The sequence below is a fragment of the Terriglobales bacterium genome, assembly GCA_035487355.1.
Classification (GTDB): Bacteria; Acidobacteriota; Terriglobia; order Terriglobales; family Acidobacteriaceae; genus QIAW01.
In genome coordinates, this window is sequence record DATHMF010000016.1 from 1 (window position 1) to 19877 (window position 19877).

The window sequence follows — 19877 nt, forward strand, 5'->3', positions numbered from 1 at the left end:
ACGCAATCTTCAATGGTAACGCCTTCAATCGGGATAAACGGAATCACATCGGCCGCACCGAGACGAGGATGCGCGCCCTGATGCTGGGTCAGATCAATCAGCTCGGCAGCTTTGCCCACGCCGCGAATGGCCGCTTCAGCAATGGCTTCGCGATTGCCGACCAGTGTAATCACACAGCGATTGTGGTCGGGATCCATCTCGCGGTCGAGCAGATAGACGCCCTCAACCTTCATGGCCTCGACGATAGCATCAACTTTGGATTTATCACGTCCCTCGGAAAAATTCGGGACGCACTCGACCAGCATGGACATGTAACAAGCATAGCGGGGAGCGAATCAGCGATGCAAGGAAGATGTGCGGAGACGTATATAGAAATGCATGTAGAGACGCAGCCATGGCTGCGTCTCTAAAGCAAAGATTACTTCATCCAGTGATAACCGATCCCAAACTGAATCGTGTTGATGCCCGGATTAGGAACGGTCATGCCGGCGTTGGAAATATGCACGTATCTGACATCCAGTGTGATCGAGCGGTTCTCGCGGGTAAAGATATGGGTCCCCAGGGCGAACTGCGAGGTGAAATTGATGTTCGATGTGCGGAATGGGACCTCGGTATTGGTAAAGAGCACGCCCCCGGCCAGCTCCGCGTAAGGAGCAAAGCGTTTGCCACCCGTGAAATTCCACTTCGCCACAAAAGGATTGAAGGAACCTCCGTAGGCTGTATTCACCGGGCCTGAGAGCACGTAAATGGGAATAAGATCAACGGCATATTCAATATTTCCTCGGAGTGGACCGCTGCCGTGCTGGCCCGTGAGCACTTTTCCCAGACGAAACCCGGCGTCGAAAACCCCTGTGTGGGTCACACCGCCGCTCACCGAATGACCGCCCTGCCCCCACACGCCAAAATCCCATGCACCTTTGTGTAGTGAGCTTGCAGGCAACGAGTCGGTTAATGTGTCGCGGGCTTTTTCCTTGTCTTTCTTCTGGGTTTTTTCCGAAGTTGGGGTTTGCGAGGCATTCGGGTCTGTTCCCTGGGCGAAGGCAAAGGCCGAGCACAGTACAAGCACAAAAGCGGCGAATTTCATTCGTTGGTGTCTCCTGTAAATTTAGGCTTGCTTGAAAATCTAACAGGTAGAGAGGAATTTTGGCGAGCGAAAAATGCGGGTTGGAACTGAGTCGACTTTGTTCGCAGAAGAGCAAGAAAAGCCGCCACATTGGGCGGCTTTTCACGAAAACTCTTGCCGGTTCTAGCTGGCGGCTTCCTGCAACTGTTTTACATCTACATCAAAGTTGGAGTAAACGTGCTGCACGTCATCATGATCTTCCAAAGCTTCGATCAGGCGGATCATGGTGTTGGCCTGCGCGCCTTCCAGCTTGATGTAGTTTTGCGGAATCATGGAGATTTCTGACATGGTAATCGGGATGTTGGCCTTCTTTAAGGCTTCGACTACGGCTTCAAAGTTGGCGGGGTCGGTCATGATCTCCCAGTCGTCGCCGTCATCGCGGATATCTTCGCCACCGGCCTCCAGCACAATGTTCATGAGCTGATCTTCTGTGGCCGCTGACTTAGGGACCACGATGTCGCCCTTTTTGTGGAACATCCAGGCGACCGAACCAGCTTCACCCATGTTGCCGCCGTTCTTGCCAAACGCATGGCGGATTTCGCTCACGGTGCGGTTGCGGTTGTCAGTTGAGACCTCAACCAGCATGGCCACGCCACCCGGGCCGTAACCCTCAAAGGTGATCTCTTCGTAGGTCACGCCCGGCAGTTCGCCCGTACCGCGCTGAATGGCGCGCTTGATATTGTCGGCCGGCATGTTCTCGGCTTTGGCCGCAGCCACTGCTCCACGCAGGCGCGGGTTCTTTTCCGGATCGCCGCCCGACTTGGCTGCCATGGTGATTTCTTTAATCAGGCGGGTAAAAATTTTTCCGCGTTTGGCGTCGAGCGCGCCCTTTTTATGTTTGATTGTCGCCCATTTGGAATGGCCGGACATGATGCAACCTCTTCGTTCTCAATTTGAAATTTACTTCACCGCGCGGCGGAAGCCGCTAACAGGAGTAGACATTGTGACAAACGGAAATTATAGCATGTGTCTAAGCTTTCATTGATAGGGCTCGGCAACCGATAGCAGGCGGAATTAGTCAACAATAAAACCTTTTGTCCAACTGTCACGGTCCAACTGGTATGGATGAATTTGGAACCCTTCGAGAAATTCGACAAATCCAGGCTGGTCTTTTACACGTTCTATCGCTGCCTTTGCCTCCGACTCGCTGGAGTACACGCCAATGAGCAACTCGCAGTCGTCCCGCTCCTGTACGAACCAAAGTAAATACACATTTGTCACGATGCCACTCCCACCATTCTCTGCTCAATACTCCCATAATTTCTTTAGAGTCGAAACGTGATTCGCGAGATCAGTCTCATTGCGGAGCATCCGATACATCACGGCCCGCCTTCGTTCGCATTTGGCGCCGCATCCGGCGGCTTTGGGTTGAGCCGCGCATTGCGATAGCGCTCGCGATAGGCGAAGACTATCGCCAGTAATGGAGGAGAAAGCAACACTCCCAAAAATGAGGATAAGGGCCCCGCCAATGAAAACAGAAGCCCCATGAAAATCGGTACAAAGATCGAAGCCCAAATCGGCACCTTGGCTGTGCGCTTCATAATGTAGGGTTGCAGAACAAGTCCGTCCACCACCACGATGACTGCATAGACAATGAGCACGTACAGCATTTTCATGCCCGAGCCGGTAAACAGCGCGCCCAACTCCGCCAATATGACTGTCAGCACCGGACCAAAGTTAGGAATGTATTGCAGGACCGCGCCCAAAAATGCCCACAACGGCGCCCAGGGTACTCCGACGATGAGAAGTCCGATGAGCCAGAGAGCGCCTACGGCGAGCGCATCATAGGTCTGCGCAATGAACCAGTTCTTTAAGGCGGTCCCAGTGGTGCGCAGATGGGAGAGGATTTCCATATAGACTTAGATGCTTTGAATACTTACTGCCATCGTACTCCCATTGTTTTCTTTTCAGTTTCAGTTATAGACGTTATAGAAAATGACAATTGTTATTCTCGCCTCTTCCACGCTAAAGTAGTCTTATGAAATTCGGTGTCATCATCTTTCCCGGCTCGAACTGCGATCACGATGCCCACAACGTCATTGCCGAGGTGGCCAGGGAGCCGGTCACGTTCCTGTGGCACGACTCCAGTGATCTGCAGAATTGCGACGCGGTCATCGTCCCTGGCGGATTTGCCTATGGCGACTACCTTCGCACCGGAGCTATTGCTGCCTTCGCGCCGATGATGAAGTCGGTCGCCGGTTTCGCGAACAAAGGCGGCTTGGTGCTGGGCATCTGTAACGGATTCCAGATTCTGTGCGAAGCCGGCCTGCTGCCCGGGGTTTTGATGCGCAACGTAGGACTGAAGTACATCTGCAAGCATGTGTATCTGCGCACGGAGAACGCCGATACTCCTTTTACCGGCGCCTGCAAGGAAGGCGAAGTACTTAAAATTCCCATTGGCCACATGGAAGGCAATTATTTTTGCGATGGGCCAATACTCGAAACGCTGAAGCGCGAGCGCCGGATCGTGTTCCGCTACTGCACTCCCGATGGAGAAGTTACTGCTGCAGCCAATCCTAACGGCTCTCTCGATAGTATTGCCGGCATCTGCAATGAAGGCCGCAACGTCTGCGGCATGATGCCGCATCCGGACCGCTCGAGCGAAGCCATGCTTGGCTCGGCAGACGGGTTTAAGATCTTCGATTCCATGATTAATGCGCTGGTCCATAAATAGAATAAACAAGAAATAAACAGGCAATTAGCTTGAAAAAGCCTCCTTGTTGACCACATACGGCATCTTGGTGATATCTCCACCGTAGTTTTGCTCCAGAACGTCGATTAATCCCTGTACGCAGCGGCCCGCCATTCCCTTATTGGGATCGGCAGAAAGGCGTGTGATCCTGGCGCCGCTGGCAAAGTGATGGAAGAGCCCGCAGCGATCGGCAATCGCCGGATCGCGCAAAGGTGAATCCGCAGGCAAGGGCTCTTTTTCATAGACATCGAGAGCAGCGCCAGCAATCCAGTTCTCGCACAGGGCGCGTGCAAGCGCGGCTTCATCTACAACCGGGCCGCGTGAGGTATTGATAAAGTATGCCGTGGGCTTCATGATGTGAAAGGTGCGCTCGTTAAAGAGATGCAAGGTCGGAGACGAGCCTTCTCCCGGACGAATCAGGGGAACATGCACACTGACGTAATCAGCTTGCGACAGGGCCTCTTCCAAAGCAACGTATTTGATTTCCGTCTTATTTTTCTGCAATCCGCGCTCATGGCGAAAATTCATGAGCTCCTGGATTTTTTTCACGAACTGCTCATCGTGGTAATCCGGGTCGTAGCACACGATATTCATATCGAAGCCGGTGCACTTTTTGATCATGGCCTGGCCGATGCGGCCGGTGCCGATAATCGCGATGGTCTTGCCGGTCACTTCGTCGCCCAGAAACGGCAAAAAGGGATGCCAGGCCCCCCAGCGGTTTTCGCGAACCAATAATTCACTGGGCCAGAGTTTGCGGGCGAGAGCTCCCATGATGAAAAACGCGAATTCGGCGGTGGCATCGGTAAGAACATCGGCGGTGTTGGTAAAAGGTACCTTGTAGCGGTTTGCATCGGCGCGGTTAATATTGTCAAAGCCAACGGCAAGCTGAGAGACAACTTTCAAATGACCGCGGCCTGCCTCGAAGACCTCGGCGTCAATTGGGTCACGCAGGGTTGTAATCAGTCCATCAATTCCCTGCTTAACTTTTTCGAGAATGAGTTTCTTGGGCGGAGCGTCCGGGCCGGGATAGACTTCAAGTTCATAACCGCGACGGCGAAGAACGTCGAGCGCTTCGTCTCCGATGTGGCAGGTAGCGAATATGCGAAATGGTTTAGCCATAAGTTAACTCGTTGCTCTCGGCTCCACCGCCTTTACCGCCCGCATGTCACGGGGGGTGGAGTACCAGCTCAGCAAGTCTATTTTTAGCGTAAGTCATTGAAATTAAAGCACATACAACACAATACAACACCACTTGCTCAGCTACTGTATTGAGTCGGTCATGATACATATCTCCTTTATCTCGCACTGTAAAAACCACACCGCCCCGACCTCTTATTCATGCAATCCAGCGCTTACGTCCCACTTATTGTTGAGCGCCAGACACACCTCAAGAGCCAATGATGAACGACAATTGCTCAAAAACCAAGAGTTTGATACCAGTTTGATATCAAAAAGCAGTTCTCGGTTCTCAGAAATGCTAAAACAGCTAAAGGTTTTTTCGGGCCCAGCTTTCAACACGCTCCAGGGCCTTCTGGATGTTCTCCACCGAGTTGGCCACGCTAAACCGCAAATAGCCTTCGCCAAAACTGCCAAAGGCAGTACCGGAGAGACACGCTACGCCGACCTGCTCCAGCAACGCATCTGCCAGCTTTCCCGAAGACCAGCCAGTCCTGGTGATATTGGGGAAGGTATAAAACGCGCCTTTGGGCGAACGGCAGGAAAACCCGGGAATACGGTTAACGCCCTCAACAAAGACATCACGGCGGCGTTTGAACTCAGCGCACATCTCGTCTACAGAACTTTGGTCGCCGTGAAGAGCTTCTACACCTGCGATCTGGGTGAAGCTGGCGGTGCAGGAGTTAGAGTTGGTCATCAGGCGCGCAACGTGAGTGGCTAGGTCTGCCCGCATGATGCCGTAACCCATGCGCCATCCGGTCATAGCGTAGCTTTTGGAAAAGCCGTCCAGAAGGATAGTCCGCTCTTTCCAGCCGTCCATTGACGCAATCGAAAAATGCTTCCCTTCGAACAGCAGACGGCTGTAAATTTCATCGCTCAAAACCATGATGTCACGGTCACCGATGGCAGAGGCGATCTGGCGAACGTCGCGTTCAGTGAGCACCCCGCCGGTTGGGTTTTGGGGTGAGTTCAGGATGATCAGCCGGGTCTTATCGGTAACGAGGTCGGTTAATTCATTGGGATCAAGGGCAAAATCCATTTCTTCGCGAAGGCGGATGGGCACGGCTTTGGCCCCCAGGAAATGAATGAGGGACTCATAAATAGGAAAGCCCGGATTGGGATATATGACTTCATCTCCTTCTTCAATTAATGCCAGCATCGAGAAGAAAATAATGGGTTTGCCACCAGGAACAACAACAACCTCTGCAGGATCAATCTTGATTCCGCGGCGGCCGCCGGCATCTTCCGCAATGGCCTGGCGCAATTGGGGAAGACCTGCGGAGGGGCCGTAATGTGTCCATTTATTATTCAGAGCCTGGACCGCCGCGCCGATGATATTCGCTGGGGTATCAAAGTCGGGCTCGCCGATCTCGAGATGGATAATGTCTTTGCCTTGTGCCTCCAGGGCTCTTGCCTTGACCAGGACATCAAAGGCGGTTTCGGTTCCCAGGCGTGACATCCGCCGGGCCAGGCGCAACTCATGCTGTATGGCTTTGCTCATGACAGAAAAGGGGGTTGGTTGTCCCTATTTTTTGACTTTCCGCAGGATCGTGCTCAAAGAACAGCATACCGCAGCCACCACCAGTAGAACAAAAAGTAAAATCTCTTGTAATATTTTAGATGCTTGGCTCTTTATCTAATCACCGGAGTTGCAGGATTTATCGGCTCTTCGCTGGCGCATGCTTTGGTCCAGCGCGGCGAACAGGTGCGCGGCATTGATAATTTTTCCACTGGAAAACGCGCCAACCTCAACGGGATCGAAGGCCGAATTGATGTGCACGAGTTGGACTTGAGAGAACCTTCACCTGCACTCAAAGCTGCCTGCAGCGGAGTAGATTACATTCTTCATCAAGCCGCTCTGCCTTCTGTGCCACGCTCGGTGCTTGATCCTATCAGCAGCAACCAATCGAACATTGACGGTACGTTGCATCTGTTGGTGGCTGCCCGCGAGGCAGCGCAAAGCGACGGAAGATTGAAGCGCATTGTTTATGCCGCCTCTTCCTCTGCCTATGGTGATACGCCCACACTGCCCAAACATGAAGCCATGCTGCCCTTGCCGATCTCGCCTTATGCGGTCACGAAGCTGACAGGCGAGCTTTATATGCAGAGCTTCCACCGCGTTTACGGATTGCCCACGGTCTCATTGCGCTACTTCAATGTGTTTGGACCCCGCCAGGACCCGACTTCGCAATATTCTGGAGTCATGGCCAAGTTCATTACTGCGATGCTTCGCGGCGAGCAGCCAACGATTCACGGCGATGGCAAGCAAAGCCGCGATTTCACTTCCATAGCTGATGTGGTTTCCGCCAATCTGCTGGCGTGTGCCGCCCCTGCCGAACAGGTGGCAGGCAGAGTTTTCAACATCGCCTGCGGCCAGCGCACTACATTGAACCAGACCTTTCAAACTCTGAAGAACATCATTGGTTTCACTGGAGATGTCATATACGGCCCTGAACGCACCGGTGATATCAAGCATTCGCTGGCGGATATCTCGCTTGCACAAAAACTGTTAGGGTACCAACCACGGGTTTCTTTTGAAGAAGGGCTTCGGCGCACGGTAGATTGGTACCGGCAGTAGAAAGAGGCCGACAGCCTGGAGAAAGTTTCTGCCCGATAACTCAAGTCACGCGTTATTCAGAGACTGTAGATTGCTCGTTCTTCTCTGTCCGCAACACTAAATCCACCGAATAGGGCGTACGGCGAGGCGGATCATAATAGTGACGGACTTGAAGTTCAGCCAACAGTCCCAGCGCCAGCAGTTGAACACCTGCCAGAATCAGTACCGCGGAAAAGACCAGCAAGGGCCCATGCTGTTGCATGTCAGCGGTGCTATGGAAGAATTTATCCACCGCAAGGTAAATTGCCACGGCTGCCCCGGTCAGAATGCCCAGCATGCCCATGGTGCCGAAGAAATGCAGCGGGCGGGAAAGATAGCGCAGCAAGAATCTGATGGTCAGCAGGTCGAAGAAGACGCGGAATGTGCGAGAGATTCCGTAGTGCGAGACTCCACGTTCACGGTTCACGTTCTTGATAGGAATTTCGCAGATGGTGGCGCCGTGCCACGAAGCCAGTGCTGGAATGAAGCGGTGTAGCTCGCCGTACAAGGTGACGCGATCAATCAGATCACGCCGGTAAGCTTTGAAGGTAGTACCAAAATCATGGATATCAACCCCGCTGAGCTTGGCCATCAGCCAATTGGCACAGCGGGAAGGAATGCGGCGCAGCCAGAAGTTATCCACGCGGGTTTTGCGCCATCCGCTTACGATGTCGTACCCTTCGGCCAGCTTCTCAAGAAACAGAGGAATGTCGGCGGGATCGTGCTGCAGATCGCCATCCATGGCAATCACGTACTCTCCGGTTGCATGATCGAAGCCGGCGGCCAGCGCGGAGGTCTGCCCGAAGTTGCGGCGCAGCTTCACCACCACCACGCGGCTATCCACAGAAGCGATATCCTGCAGTGCCCTGAAGGTGCGGTCGCGGCTGCCGTCATCCACGAAGACCATTTCAAAGTCTTCGCCGGTGGTTTCCATGACGGCCTTCAGCCGGTCATAGAGTTCGGTGCAGTTCTCTTCTTCGTTGTGAAACGGTACGACAATTGAATATTTAATCACGACCTTTGATTATACCTTGCGCCTGTTTTTCCTCTCCCCTGAATTTCTGGATTTAAAGAATAAGGTACGCTGATTGTTAACAATACTTTGCTGTATAAAGTACTTGACATTTTCGTCAATGCGCGGCATGATGCCATTATCGTATGGCCAGACTGAACAACGATTTGGATGAGAACCTGATTCACAGCGGCAACCCGCAAGACAGCCTGCTGTATATCCGCCGCACGTTGGATGCGGCTGGGCGACTCAGCACGGTCTCTGGCAGCGGGATCTTTTTTGTAGGCGTACTGGCGCTGGCCGCGGTGCTTGTAAATGTCCGAATCACTGGAACCCCCTGGGGAGCCGGCGCGCAACCCTACCACAGCTATGCATTGGTGGTTTGGGCGGCCCTGCTGGTGCTCTCTGCCGCAATCGCTGCCTTCAGCATGGCCAGCAAATCGCGACACACCGGCCTTGTTTTCTGGTCGCCGGTCCTGCGCAAAGCCCTCTGGCCGTTTTCAGCCCCTATGGCACTGGGGGCAATCTTGAGTGCCGCTGTTATTCGCGCCCAGAATCCCGAATTCTTACCTGTGATCTGGCTGGGATGTTACGGCGCCGCCCTTACGGCTGCGGGTGTGATGTCGGTCTCTCCCGTCCGGTGGATGGGTATTTCATTTCTTGTGCTGGCGTTATCCGCGGTTTTTCTGCCGGCCTCGGCAGGCCTGGCACTGCTGGCAGCAGGTTTTGGCATGCTGCACATCATCTTTGGCGCTTATATTCATTGGAGGCACGATGGCTAAACACCGACGCTCTTCCCCGCCGGCTCCATCCGATCTGGACCAGCTTATTCACGAGCGCCTCCGCCTGGGAATTGTGTGCACTCTGGCCATGCATGACTCGCTGACCTTCACCGAGCTGCGTGACCTGCTGCAGACCACCGACGGCAACCTCAGCGTGCAAGCGCGCCGGTTGGAAGAGGCGGGATATATCACCTGCGTCAAGCGCTTTGAGGGCCGCAAACCCAAGACCACCTATAAGCTCACGGCACGCGGTCGCGCGGCGCTCGAAGACTATCTGGAAGTCTTGTCAGAGATGCTGCCGCATTCTTCGCAGCACAGCAAATCTGCGGCAAACGCGCGGCTTTCCCTGCGTACTTTAACGGCTGAAAGTTAGACTGCAATTGCAATGCGATAAAACGGCGCGGTAGTTTGGCTATCATACTTTACCGTGTAAAGTACTTCTGAGAAAACTTATGATAATACGACGCATACTGGCTTTGATCTTAATCTTCGTCTGCGCCACGATTGCATGGATGATTTTGGGCGCCACAATTTTTTACCGCACCGATGATGTGGATAAGCGGCTGCAAGAGCAGGTAGCCTCCACCTGGGGCAGTCCTCAGGAGCAGACGCCGCCAACGGCCGTATACACAGTCCTGACGACGAAAAAGGTACAAAACACATTGCCCGATGGCAAAATCGCGGAGCATACCGAGACCGTGCCCTCAGAGATCTCCCTTCCCCTCAATGGCACCGACGCTGACGTCAACCTAAATCTTGAATATCGCCAGAAAGGGCTGCTCTGGTACAGCCTCTACAAGGTCACCTTTGGCGGAACGTTTGACTTTCACAACCCCAGCAGCCAGACAGAAACTGTACTCTTCCGCGTCAAATTTCCCGCGCAACAGGCCATCTATGACGATTTTGTGATGTCCATCAATGACGTCCCCGCGTCTGTAACCAACGAGGAAGGCGTAGCCACGGCAACCGCTTCCGTCCCTGCTGGGAGCGATGCCCGCCTGCGTGTGAGTTATCGCTCGCAGGGCCTGACGAGCTGGTACTACAGCTTTGGCGGCAGTGTGGCGCAGGTGCGAAAATTTCGCCTGCACATGACCACCGACTTCAAAGAGATAGATTTCCCGGAGAACACGCTTTCCCCCACCGAGAAGCAGGCAACGGACAAAGGCTGGAACCTGACCTGGGCCTACAACAACCTGGTTTCCGGATTCAACATCGGCATGCCCATGCCGCAAAAGCTGCAGCCCGGACCGCTGGCCGGACAAATCAGCTTGTTTGCTCCCGTGTCGCTGTTCTTCTTCTTTTTTCTGATGTTCATCATTACCACAATGCGCGGGATTGACCTGCATCCCATGAATTATTTCTTCCTCGCAGGCGCTTTCTTTGCCTTTCATCTGCTGCTGGCCTACACGGCAGACCTGATTTCATTGCACCTGGCGTTCATTATCTGTTCGCTGGTCTCCATGTTTCTGGTCATCAGCTATCTGCGGCTGGCAGTTGGAATTCGTTTTGCCGCGGTGGAAGCCGGACTGGCGCAGTTTGTCTATCTCATCCTGTTTTCCTATGCCTTCTTCTTCAAGGGACTTACAGGATTGACCATCACCATCGGCGCTATCGTGACGCTCTTTGTTGTGATGCAGATGACGGGAAGAATTCGCTGGTCGGAGAAGTTTGCGGAGCAGAAGCCGGTGGCGAGAACGCTTTAGCCCTTGTAAACCAGATCCACCACGGTGCAATCGTCTTCAAAGGCCGACTCCGCACAGAACTGGATGACGCTTTGCAAAAGATTTTCCACCGGAGAATGCGAAGTAGCGGCGGCCTGCAGGCGTTCATCGCCGTAGAATTCGCCCTTAGCATTCTGCGCTTCGGTGATGCCATCGCTGAAGAGCACAATGCGGTCGCCGGGTTGAAGCTTCAACGTAGCGCTGGCATAGACCGCATCGGGCATCAGACCAACCGGCACCGAAGCATCTTCCAGCCGCGAAGCGCCATTGCTTCTTACCAGGATCGGCGCGACGTGCCCGCAGTTCATGTATTCCAAACTGCCCTCGCGGGTAAGGCGGGTCAGGATCACGGTTGCGAACTTGCCATCCAGGTTTTTCTGGCACAAGTAGCTGTTGGTCGCCTTCATAATTTCGGGAAGCGTGACGTTATTGGTGAGCTGGGAGTAGATCATGCCCTGCAAGATCGAGGCCAGCAAGGCGGCGGAAATTCCCTTTCCGCAAACATCCGCCACGATCACCGCCAGGCCGTCGCGGGTCATAACCACATCAAAAAAGTCTCCGCCGATCTCTTTGCAGGGAATGCTGCGCGCGCGCACCGTAGCAAAACCCAGTTCAGGAATGTTGACGGCCATCAGGCGCTGCTGGATGGAAGACGCAATGTTCAGCTCCTGCTGCACCTTACGCGTCTCTTCTTCCGCCTGCACCAGCTTGGCGTTTTCCAATAATGAAGCCGCTTCCGTAGCGATGGCGCGCAGAACATCGCCGTTCGTAGCGGAGAAATCGGTACCGATCGTGCGGCTGTCGAGATAAAGCACTCCCGCACACTCTTCGGGTACGTTGGCCTGAGAAGCTTTCTTTTCACGAAGCTTGGATTTGCGCAACGGAATGCAGATGATGGTACGCAGCTCGTTGGCCACAATGCTGCTGCGCTGCGTCAACTGGCTGGATTTGAGCGCATCCTGCACCAGAAATTCGGAGGTCGTGTTTGCCGCCTCTTCCAGCAATGAACGCGAGATGGTACCGTCGTCCGTTAAGGGAACGCCCTGCGCATTCTGCCCTACCGCCAGCTTGAGCTGGCCTTCTTCATCCAATAGAAATACGTATCCACGCTCGGCGCGCGTCAGCTTGAGCGTGGTGTCAATCAAGGTTAAAAGCACGTCTTTCAATACGCCGGCGGTATTGAGCTTGCGGGCGGCTTCCAGGAAGAACGTCAACATCTCCAGGTCGGATTTCGGGGCGTGTCCGGGAAGCGCCGTCACCTGGTTGAGGAATTCGCGGGTGGTAGACGTGGGTTTATCGGGGCTGAAGATCAGGAAGCCGGCAGCAGGCACTCCGAACTCCAGACGGTCGTTCGGTTCCAGACGCCTGCGCTGAATGCGCTCCCCATTGATGTAAGTCCCATGCTTGCTGTCGTGGTCTATGAGGTAGTAGTCATTCAGCTCCTGCACGATGGTGGCGTGATCGCGCGAGACGTGGGGGTTCTTCAACACAATATGGTTGTTCGCCCTTCTGCCGATGGAGAGGGGCGTGCCCTCAATGGGAACGGTCTGCTGTTTGCCATCCCTGATCAACAGCAGATAGGGCCGTGCACCCGCAGACGATGTAGGTTGTGAAACAGCGCCACTGGAGGACATCTTGCTTATTCTCTGGAAAAAGGCCTTTGGCCAGAGCTTATCACAACCGCCTGCAGGATTTTGTTGCTTTATTCTTTTTTGGGCCTAGTAGATGCCAATAAGGGTAACTAGCGGAGATAAGAACGCAGTTCGGGCAGATGAATAATTTTTAATCATTGCTTCGTATGATCTGTATTGCGATGACTAATCCGCGCCTGGACGTTCTTTCTGGCGGCATTTGGAACACACCCCGCCAAATTCCAGCCGGCCGGTCTTGATGCCGAAATCGCACTCCTGTTCCACCTGCTCGCAGAGTTTTGTGAAAAGTGGGGTCTGAAATTCCTGGATTTCCCCGCAACGAAAGCAGGCCAGATGAATATGGCTGCGCAGGCGCGTAACCTCGTAGTAATGCTTCTCTCCCTCGATGTGCATCAGGTCAAGCTCATCCACCAGGCCAAAGCGCTTGAGTAACGTAAGCGTACGGTAAATCGTCGCCAGGTTAATGCGTGGGTCTTTGCGCACGGCCAGCTTCCACAACGATTCCGCGTCGAGATGGCGTGAGGATGCCTGGATCAACTCCAGCACAATCTCGCGCTGGTGCGTCATACGCACGCCCCGGTCGGTCAACTCATCGCGCAGGTTCTTCCTGGGAGCCAGTTGTTCCATGGCAAGCACCTAAAAATACAATTTTGACTGCAACGCTTTGGGGTTAGCTTACGCGTGCACTGCCGACAGCTCTTTCACAATACTGGTGAGGAACGCCTTGGCGTCGCCGAAGAGCATTAGCGTCTTATCCAGGTAATAGAGCTCGTTATCAATACCGGCGAAGCCTGGGTTCATGCTGCGCTTGATGACCATCACGGTGCGCGCCTGATCGGTATTGAGAATCGGCATTCCGTAAATGGGACTGCCCTTGTCGTGGCGCGCGGCGGGGTTGGTGACATCGTTGGCGCCGATTACCAAAGCGACGTCTGCCTGTGGGAACTCTCCGTTAATGTCATCCATTTCGAACAGCTTCTCGTAAGGAATGTCGGCCTCGGCCAAGAGAACATTCATGTGGCCGGGCATGCGTCCGGCGACCGGATGGATGGCAAAGCGCACGTCCACGCCCCGCTTAGTGAGTAAATCGTATAGTTCGCGCAGCTTGTGCTGCGCCTGCGCCACCGCCAATCCATATCCGGGAACTACAATCACCAACTGGGAAGAATTGAGCATCTCCGCAGCTTCCTCCGGACTAGCCGAGCGCACCGGCTTCTGCTCGACCTTGGCGGCGGAAACCTGCAGTTGCCCGAAGGCGCCGAACAACACATTCGTAAACGACCGGTTCATGGCCTTGCACATGATGACCGACAGAATGAAACCGGAGGCGCCATCGAGAGCGCCGGCCACGACCAGCACCTTGCTGTTGAGCACGAGGCCCAGCAGGGCAGCCGAGAAGCCCGCGTACGAGTTCAAAAGCGAAATGACCGTGGGCATGTCGGCACCGCCAATGGGAGTGACCAGCATGACCCCGAAGACCAGAGCAACGACCACCATGGCGTTAAAGACGTGCGTGTATTCCGGATGGATTACGAGAATCAGCATCAGGATAATCGCCGTGCCGAGCACAGAGAGGCTGACGAAGTTCTGTCCTTTATATGTAATGGGGCGCTGCGGCAGAATTTCCTGCAATTTGCCTGCGGCGATCAAGCTGCCGGTGACTGTGAGCGAACCGATGATGACTTCCAGGCCGATCTCCACCATCTGAAACCGGCTGAGGTTGTGAGCACCGATACCCACGTAATACTCAGCGATGCCAATAATCGCGGCGGACAAGGCGCCGAAGGCGTGGCTTAAGGCTGTCCGTTGCGGCACAGCGGTGGTTTTCACCATGCCGAGAGGCACACCAACAGCCGCGCCGATGATCAAAGCGATGATGATCCATTTGTAGTGGGAGACTTGGGGATCGAAGAGCGTGGCTACGACAGCCAGGCCGGAGGCAATCTCGCCAATGAGAACGCCGCGCATGGCGGAGGCAGGGGAACTCAGCCATTTGAGCGCGAGAATAAACCCCACGACCGCGACGATGTAGGTGATATCAATGAGCTGCTGCGTCGCCACAGGATTCATTGCTTCTTCGCCTTTCCGGTCTTGAACATGTGCAGCATGCGGTCGGTGATAATGAACCCGCCGACCATGTTGCTGAAGGAAGCCGCTATAGCAATCAATCCAAGCGTGGTCGAGAGACTGGTTTCATGCCGGCCGGCAATGATGATGGCGGCAACCACAACGATAGCGTCGAGCGCATTGGTCAGCGACATCAGCGGAGTATGCAGGAGCGGAGACACCCGCTTGATCAGCTCAAAGCCGAGAAACCCTGACAAGATGAAAACAATGATTAACGATAGATCAAGATGTTCCACCGGATGACTCCTCCTATGACGATTGTTTTGCCTGTCCCAGCAACTCGCGCACGCGTGGATTGACCACTTCCCCACCGTGCGTCACCAGCGTCTCGCGTGTGATCTCATCCTGCTGGTCAATGTTCACGGCGCCGTCTTTAATAAGGTGGCGCAGGAATGTGGCGACGTTGCGGGCATACATCTGACTGGCATGAAACGGTATGGAAGAAGGAACATTGAGCGGACCCATGATGCTCACTCCACCTTCGACGATGGTGCGGCCGGGCTGCGTAAGCTCGCAATTCCCGCCACGCTCCGCAGCCAGGTCCACGATGACCGACCCCGGGGTCATGCCGGCCACCATGTCGCGCGTAATGAGAATCGGCGCCTTCTTGCCGGGAACCGCGGCGGTGGAGATGACCACATCCTGCTGACGCACGACCTCGGTAAGAAGCTCGCGCTGCTTGCGATAGAACTCTTCGCCCAGCTCCTTGGCGTAACCGCCTTTGTCTTCTGCCTGGGCGGCATCCAGTTCGACGGCGACAAACTTCGCCCCTAAGCTTTCAATCTGCTCCCGCACAGCGCTACGCACATCGTAGGCATGTACGACTGCTCCCAGCCGCCGGGCCGTAGCAATGGCCTGCAATCCGGCGACCCCTGCGCCGAGCACAAAAGCGCGCGCCGAAGTGATAGTGCCGGCAGCGGTCATCAGCATGGGAAACATGCGCGGGAGAGCATCAGCGGCCATGATGACTGCCTTATAGCCGGCAATGGTAGCCATGGATGAAAGCACGTCCATGCTTTGCGCACGGGTGATGCGCGGGATAAGCTCCATGGCAAAGCTGGTAACGCCCCGCGTGGCCAGCTCGGCATATGCCGTTCCAGCGCTAAGCGGCTCTCCAAAGCCAATCAGCACCTGGCCAGAGCGCAATAGAGGCAGGTCAGCACGGCCGGCTTCAGGACTGGCTCCCGGAGTGCGTACTTGCAAGACCACGGCGGCGGAAGCGAACACCTCGGCGCGGTCCTTGGCTATACGTGCGCCCTTCTGTTGGTACTCCGAATCGGGAAAACCGGCAGGAACGCCGGCGCCTGGCTGAATGAGGAATTCGACACTGCTCTTGGCCAGAGTTTCCATGGCGCGTGGTGTCATTGCCACCCGACGCTCACCCGGAAAAGTCTCGGCAGGCACACCAATCGTTAGCGCCACCGGAAGTGTTCCTCCTTTACTTGCAGCAAACTATTCATCATACCTGAGTCGTACACCGCCGACGTGACACGAATCACAAAGTATAAAGGGAGGTCTCATTACCCCGCTGTTAAATTTTATCGGAATGGATTGTACCAGAAGGCCTATTGTATAAAGCCTGCCGCCGGGAACATGCTTGGGAAAGCGGGCATAAAAAGAATCCAGGGTTCGTGCGAGGCATAGACTCGAACCCTGGATTCCCGAAAAGCGGTTTAAATATCGAAATACAGGGCAAACTCCCACGGGTGAGGACGCAACCGCACCGGATCAAGCTCTTTCTTGCGCTTGTACTCGATCCAGGTTTCGATCAGGTCTTTGGTAAATACACCACCTTCGAGCAGGAATTCGTGGTCTGCTTCCAGGGCATCCAGCACCTCGCCCAGAGATCCCGGTACAGCCTTGACTTTGGCCTTCTCAGCTGGCTCAAGTTCGTACAGGTCTTTGTCAATGGGCGTCGGCGGCACGATCTTTTTCTTGATGCCGTCCAATCCAGCCATGAGCAAAGCGGACAGTGCCAGATACGGATTCGCTGAAGGATCGGGCGAGCGGAACTCAAGACGCTTTGCCTTCTCACTCTTCGAGTACACCGGAATGCGGACGCAGGCGCTGCGGTTGCGCTGCGAGTACATCAGGTTGATAGGAGCCTCGTAGCCGGGCACCAGGCGACGATACGAGTTCGTCGTCGGTGCGCAGAAGGCCAACAACGCCGGGGCATGCGCTAACAGGCCGCCGATGTAGTGGATGGCCATCTCGCTCAAGTCTGCGTAGCCTCCTTTGCCGTAGAACAGGTTCTTGCCCGCCTTCCACAAGCTCTGGTGGACGTGCATGCCGGAACCGTTGTCCTGGAACAGTGGCTTGGGCATGAAGGTAACGGTCTTACCATGCTTGTGAGCAACGTTCTTGGCGACGTACTTATACTTCAGCACGTTGTCCGCCATCTTGGTCAAGGTATCGAACTTCATGTCAATTTCTGTCTGGCCTGCGGTGCCGACTTCATGGTGGTGCACTTCAACCGTAATGCCGATTTTCTCCATGGTCAGCATCATGTCGGAACGGACGTCCTGCAATTTGTCCATAGGCGGAACCGGGAAGTAGCCTTCCTTGTAGCGCACCTTGTATCCCAGATTTTTGCCGTCCGCGCCTTCCTTGCCGCTGTTCCAGAATCCTTCTTCGGAATCAATGTGGTAGTAACCGAAGTTGTAAGACTGGTCGAAGCGCACGCTGTCGAGAATGTAGAACTCCGCTTCGGGCCCGAAATAGCATGTATCGGCAAGGCCGATGGCCTTGAGATGTGCTTCGGCTTTCAGCGCAACGTGGCGAGGATCACGGGTATAAGGTTTATTGTGGATTGGTTCGGCGACGTTACAGATGATGCTCAGCGTCGGCGCGGCCGTGAATGGATCTATGAAGATTGTGTCCGGGTCCGGGTACAGGAGCATGTCGCTTTCATGGATCTCCTGGAAACCACGAATGCTGGATCCGTCAAAGCCAACGCCATCCGTAAAGGCGCTTTCGTCAAACTCTTTTGCTGAGACTGAGAAGTGCTGCCAGAGACCGGGAAGATCTATAAACTTCAGGTCAATGACCTGGATACCTTTGTCTTTAATGAATTTTATGACCTCACTAGGTGTCATTCCATTCGCCCCCGTATCAATAGTTTTGAATTTTGGAATTCAGACGCTTGCGCGCCGGGATAAGACTATTATTTCAAGACTTCGAAATCAAATGCTGCGCATCAGCCCGGCAAGAGATATTTGCCGGGCTGATACGTCACATTACTATTTCAAATCCTTGAAATCCCATGTGTAAATCAGGCCGCCAACCACCTGGCTCTGGTGCTTTTCTGGTGTAAAGCTCTCAGCAAACACAGCGTTGTTGGAGAGATCGTAACGATACTCCCACCGCGTAATCAGGTTGCCGGCGATCTTGCGTTCCAGAGTTGCTGTGAATTCATGGTAGTGTCCCGCCACCCCGGTGGTGAAACCGGCATGATCGTCATAGTACTCGTAACGGCCGGCAACTGCCCATTTCGGGTCCAATTGATATTTGAGGTAGCCTGCTACACCTGCCCACCAGCTCTCCTTCACCGCCGTCAACGGATGGTCGTCACCAAAATCGCCGTTGAACATCAACGACAATTTGCTGGTTGGATTGAAGGTGACAACCGTATCGCTCAGCTGACGCCAGTGGCTGTTGGCGCTGTGACTGATGCCGGGCTGCTCGGGTCCGGCAAAATAATTCTCTATGAAACCCCACTGCTTGGTTGGGTTCACTGCCAAGCTCAGGCCCCAAGTCTTGCCAGTGTTGTTTTCAACAATATTGTTCCACCCGTTCACTGCGTACCCGGTCAAATTGACCTTGTCGTTGAAGGTGTATTTGGCGCGAGCACCATAGTGATAGAAGGGGATGGCGTAGGTAAACAGGATGCTGTGAGTATAGTTCCAGTTCGTCATGGTCTCGATGACCTCGGCGCCGGCCGGCGTCACGAACTTTCCGAAATCAATTTGCAGCCCCTTGCCAATCGGGGCGTTGTAAGACAGATAGCCTTCCTTCAGGTATTGCGAGAATGCCAAAGTTCCGGGTTCAGTGGTATTGACTACGTTCATGGCATTGCCAAAACCGAAGGTCAAATTGAACCCAAGGCGGTTATCGGCATCGGGCGCTTTGGTGATGGCCAGTTCGGCCAAGTTGAACCCAAACTGTCTGTCAGGACTTGTGAAGGCTCTAAAGCCGGAAACCAGGGGTGCCGGGGCTCCAGAGAAACCTGTGGTTGCTAAAGGGAAAGTGGTCGGGTTGCCGAAGGTTGTGTTGGGTGCGTTGACGGTTGGATGACCGAAGGTATAAGCGTAATAGCCATCAAAAAATCCGGTCACGCTGATTGCACCCAGCGCGGTTGCCATCGCTGAAGGCGGCGGCGTTGCCGGGGCTGCAGCCGCAGCAGCGGCTGGGGTCCCAGTTTGTGGTGCAGCAGCATCCTGTACCAATGCGGCTGAGGTCAGTGGCTGCGGCGTGGCGCTTAGTTGCTGGCGAAGCTGAATCACCTCACTCTTCAAACGCTCAATTTCGCTCACCTCGTTCCTTAAGCGTTCAATCTCACTCTGCATGTCGTCCACCCGCTCTGAAACCTCGGCGGTCGTGGGGCTGGCGGCAGGTGCTGCCGGTGCGGCAGCAGGGGTAGCACTTGCGGGGGCGGCGGCTGGCTCACCGCTCCCTCCCGCGCCAAACGCCAGAAGCGTACAGCACGACAGAAGAAAGCACAGTGCCATAACCATCAAAACCGTCCTCTTTTGAGTCCTCATTGAATGACTCTCCCTTCTTAATTTTTATTTAAATTTGAGTTCTTGTTGACCCTTTCCCCGTTTCCCTCGAGGTCAGGCACTCCCCCTGCTTGCTGAGGAGTGCTGACCTCAAAGATTGACCAGGGTCTTGTCAAAATAGTGGAGCTACAAAATTTCGTCAAAGAGATAATTTTTCTGGGCCGCATAAGTTATTCATATAGGGAAAATCCCGATACAGGAATTCACCCTGAAATCAC

The 19877-nt window shown here is 54.4% G+C and carries 20 protein-coding genes; 5 read left to right on the forward strand and 15 right to left on the reverse strand.

The window, feature by feature from the left end; translation table 11 throughout:
* The 5 genes from VK738_02595 to VK738_02615 form a co-directional block, all read right to left on the reverse strand.
* A partial coding sequence (locus VK738_02595) for a hypothetical protein (protein HTD21512.1) occupies positions 1–311 on the reverse strand: 311 nt, incomplete at its 3' end.
* 107 nt (positions 312–418) lie between these two features.
* Positions 419–1084 (reverse strand): acyloxyacyl hydrolase, encoded by a 666-nt coding sequence (locus VK738_02600; protein HTD21513.1) that lies wholly within the window; start codon positions 1082–1084, stop codon positions 419–421.
* A gap of 162 nt (positions 1085–1246) precedes the next feature.
* On the reverse strand, positions 1247–1993 hold the full coding sequence (locus VK738_02605) for a YebC/PmpR family DNA-binding transcriptional regulator (GenBank protein ID HTD21514.1): 747 nt from the start codon (positions 1991–1993) through the stop codon (positions 1247–1249).
* Between the two features lie 144 nt (positions 1994–2137).
* Positions 2138–2344: a hypothetical protein gene (locus VK738_02610; GenBank protein HTD21515.1), complete on the reverse strand. Its 207-nt coding sequence runs from the start codon at positions 2342–2344 to the stop codon at positions 2138–2140.
* Positions 2345–2442: 98 nt separating this feature from the next.
* Positions 2443–2976, reverse strand: a complete 534-nt coding sequence (locus tag VK738_02615; protein HTD21516.1) for an AI-2E family transporter — start codon at positions 2974–2976, stop codon at positions 2443–2445.
* Positions 2977–3101: 125 nt separating this feature from the next.
* Here VK738_02615 and purQ point away from each other — a divergent pair, with 125 nt between their 5' ends.
* A complete protein-coding gene (purQ, locus tag VK738_02620) occupies positions 3102–3797 on the forward strand; it encodes a phosphoribosylformylglycinamidine synthase subunit PurQ (GenBank protein HTD21517.1) in 696 nt (231 codons plus the stop codon).
* A gap of 24 nt (positions 3798–3821) precedes the next feature.
* Here the strand turns inward: purQ and VK738_02625 are convergent, their stop codons facing one another.
* On the reverse strand, positions 3822–4934 hold the full coding sequence (locus VK738_02625; GenBank protein ID HTD21518.1) for a D-glycerate dehydrogenase: 1113 nt from the start codon (positions 4932–4934) through the stop codon (positions 3822–3824).
* Positions 4935–5301: 367 nt separating this feature from the next.
* The gene (locus VK738_02630) at positions 5302–6492 is read right to left on the reverse strand and encodes a pyridoxal phosphate-dependent aminotransferase (GenBank protein ID HTD21519.1); all 1191 of its coding nucleotides are present in this window, start codon (positions 6490–6492) and stop codon (positions 5302–5304) included.
* A gap of 123 nt (positions 6493–6615) precedes the next feature.
* On the opposite strand from VK738_02630, the gene VK738_02635 reads away from it, so the two are divergent.
* Positions 6616–7569 (forward strand): SDR family oxidoreductase, encoded by a 954-nt coding sequence (locus tag VK738_02635; protein ID HTD21520.1) that lies wholly within the window; start codon positions 6616–6618, stop codon positions 7567–7569.
* 52 nt (positions 7570–7621) lie between these two features.
* Here VK738_02635 and VK738_02640 read toward each other — a convergent pair whose 3' ends face one another.
* Positions 7622–8602: a glycosyltransferase family 2 protein gene (locus tag VK738_02640; protein ID HTD21521.1), complete on the reverse strand. Its 981-nt coding sequence runs from the start codon at positions 8600–8602 to the stop codon at positions 7622–7624.
* Between the two features lie 143 nt (positions 8603–8745).
* Here VK738_02640 and VK738_02645 point away from each other — a divergent pair, with 143 nt between their 5' ends.
* The 3 genes from VK738_02645 (at position 8746) to VK738_02655 (ending at position 11084) form a co-directional block, all read left to right on the forward strand.
* Positions 8746–9381, forward strand: a complete 636-nt coding sequence (locus VK738_02645) for a hypothetical protein (protein HTD21522.1) — start codon at positions 8746–8748, stop codon at positions 9379–9381.
* Positions 9374–9754 (forward strand): transcriptional regulator, encoded by a 381-nt coding sequence (locus VK738_02650; protein ID HTD21523.1) that lies wholly within the window; start codon positions 9374–9376, stop codon positions 9752–9754. Before VK738_02645 ends, VK738_02650 begins: the two co-directional genes overlap by 8 nt.
* A 79-nt stretch (positions 9755–9833) precedes the next feature.
* A complete protein-coding gene (locus VK738_02655; protein HTD21524.1) occupies positions 9834–11084 on the forward strand; it encodes an inner membrane CreD family protein in 1251 nt (416 codons plus the stop codon).
* Here VK738_02655 and VK738_02660 read toward each other — a convergent pair.
* From VK738_02660 to VK738_02690, 7 genes are all read right to left on the reverse strand, one after another.
* Positions 11081–12736: a SpoIIE family protein phosphatase gene (locus VK738_02660; protein ID HTD21525.1), complete on the reverse strand. Its 1656-nt coding sequence runs from the start codon at positions 12734–12736 to the stop codon at positions 11081–11083. The two genes, VK738_02655 and VK738_02660, sit on opposite strands and share 4 nt — an antisense overlap.
* Positions 12737–12919: 183 nt before the next feature.
* The gene (locus VK738_02665; GenBank protein HTD21526.1) at positions 12920–13381 is read right to left on the reverse strand and encodes a Fur family transcriptional regulator; all 462 of its coding nucleotides are present in this window, start codon (positions 13379–13381) and stop codon (positions 12920–12922) included.
* A gap of 48 nt (positions 13382–13429) precedes the next feature.
* Entirely contained in the window at positions 13430–14824 is a 1395-nt protein-coding gene (locus VK738_02670; GenBank protein HTD21527.1) for an NAD(P)(+) transhydrogenase (Re/Si-specific) subunit beta, read from the reverse strand.
* Complete coding sequence (locus VK738_02675) at positions 14821–15117, reverse strand: NAD(P) transhydrogenase subunit alpha (protein ID HTD21528.1); 297 nt, start codon at positions 15115–15117, stop codon at positions 14821–14823. The genes VK738_02670 and VK738_02675 overlap by 4 nt, the downstream gene beginning before the upstream one ends.
* A 13-nt stretch (positions 15118–15130) precedes the next feature.
* A complete protein-coding gene (locus tag VK738_02680; protein HTD21529.1) occupies positions 15131–16303 on the reverse strand; it encodes a Re/Si-specific NAD(P)(+) transhydrogenase subunit alpha in 1173 nt (390 codons plus the stop codon).
* A gap of 251 nt (positions 16304–16554) precedes the next feature.
* Positions 16555–17976: a type I glutamate--ammonia ligase gene (gene glnA, locus VK738_02685; protein HTD21530.1), complete on the reverse strand. Its 1422-nt coding sequence runs from the start codon at positions 17974–17976 to the stop codon at positions 16555–16557.
* Between the two features lie 144 nt (positions 17977–18120).
* A complete protein-coding gene (locus VK738_02690; GenBank protein HTD21531.1) occupies positions 18121–19641 on the reverse strand; it encodes an outer membrane beta-barrel protein in 1521 nt (506 codons plus the stop codon).
* Positions 19642–19877 lie beyond the last annotated feature (236 nt).

What these genes read in the sequence shown, in the direction of transcription:
- VK738_02600 (HTD21513.1), bottom strand. Translation starts at nt 1,084, where the DNA reads ATGAAATTCGCCGCTTTTGTGCTTGTACTGTGCTCGGCCTTTGCCTTC.
- VK738_02605 (HTD21514.1), bottom strand. Translation starts at nt 1,993, where the DNA reads ATGTCCGGCCATTCCAAATGGGCGACAATCAAACATAAAAAGGGCGCG.
- VK738_02615 (HTD21516.1), bottom strand. Translation starts at nt 2,976, where the DNA reads ATGGAAATCCTCTCCCATCTGCGCACCACTGGGACCGCCTTAAAGAAC.
- purQ (HTD21517.1), top strand. Translation starts at nt 3,102, where the DNA reads ATGAAATTCGGTGTCATCATCTTTCCCGGCTCGAACTGCGATCACGAT.
- VK738_02625 (HTD21518.1), bottom strand. Translation starts at nt 4,934, where the DNA reads ATGGCTAAACCATTTCGCATATTCGCTACCTGCCACATCGGAGACGAA.
- VK738_02630 (HTD21519.1), bottom strand. Translation starts at nt 6,492, where the DNA reads ATGAGCAAAGCCATACAGCATGAGTTGCGCCTGGCCCGGCGGATGTCA.
- VK738_02645 (HTD21522.1), top strand. Translation starts at nt 8,746, where the DNA reads ATGGCCAGACTGAACAACGATTTGGATGAGAACCTGATTCACAGCGGC.
- VK738_02650 (HTD21523.1), top strand. Translation starts at nt 9,374, where the DNA reads ATGGCTAAACACCGACGCTCTTCCCCGCCGGCTCCATCCGATCTGGAC.
- VK738_02655 (HTD21524.1), top strand. Translation starts at nt 9,834, where the DNA reads ATGATAATACGACGCATACTGGCTTTGATCTTAATCTTCGTCTGCGCC.
- VK738_02660 (HTD21525.1), bottom strand. Translation starts at nt 12,736, where the DNA reads ATGTCCTCCAGTGGCGCTGTTTCACAACCTACATCGTCTGCGGGTGCA.
- VK738_02665 (HTD21526.1), bottom strand. Translation starts at nt 13,381, where the DNA reads ATGGAACAACTGGCTCCCAGGAAGAACCTGCGCGATGAGTTGACCGAC.
- VK738_02670 (HTD21527.1), bottom strand. Translation starts at nt 14,824, where the DNA reads ATGAATCCTGTGGCGACGCAGCAGCTCATTGATATCACCTACATCGTC.
- glnA (HTD21530.1), bottom strand. Translation starts at nt 17,976, where the DNA reads ATGACACCTAGTGAGGTCATAAAATTCATTAAAGACAAAGGTATCCAG.
- VK738_02690 (HTD21531.1), bottom strand. Translation starts at nt 19,641, where the DNA reads ATGAGGACTCAAAAGAGGACGGTTTTGATGGTTATGGCACTGTGCTTT.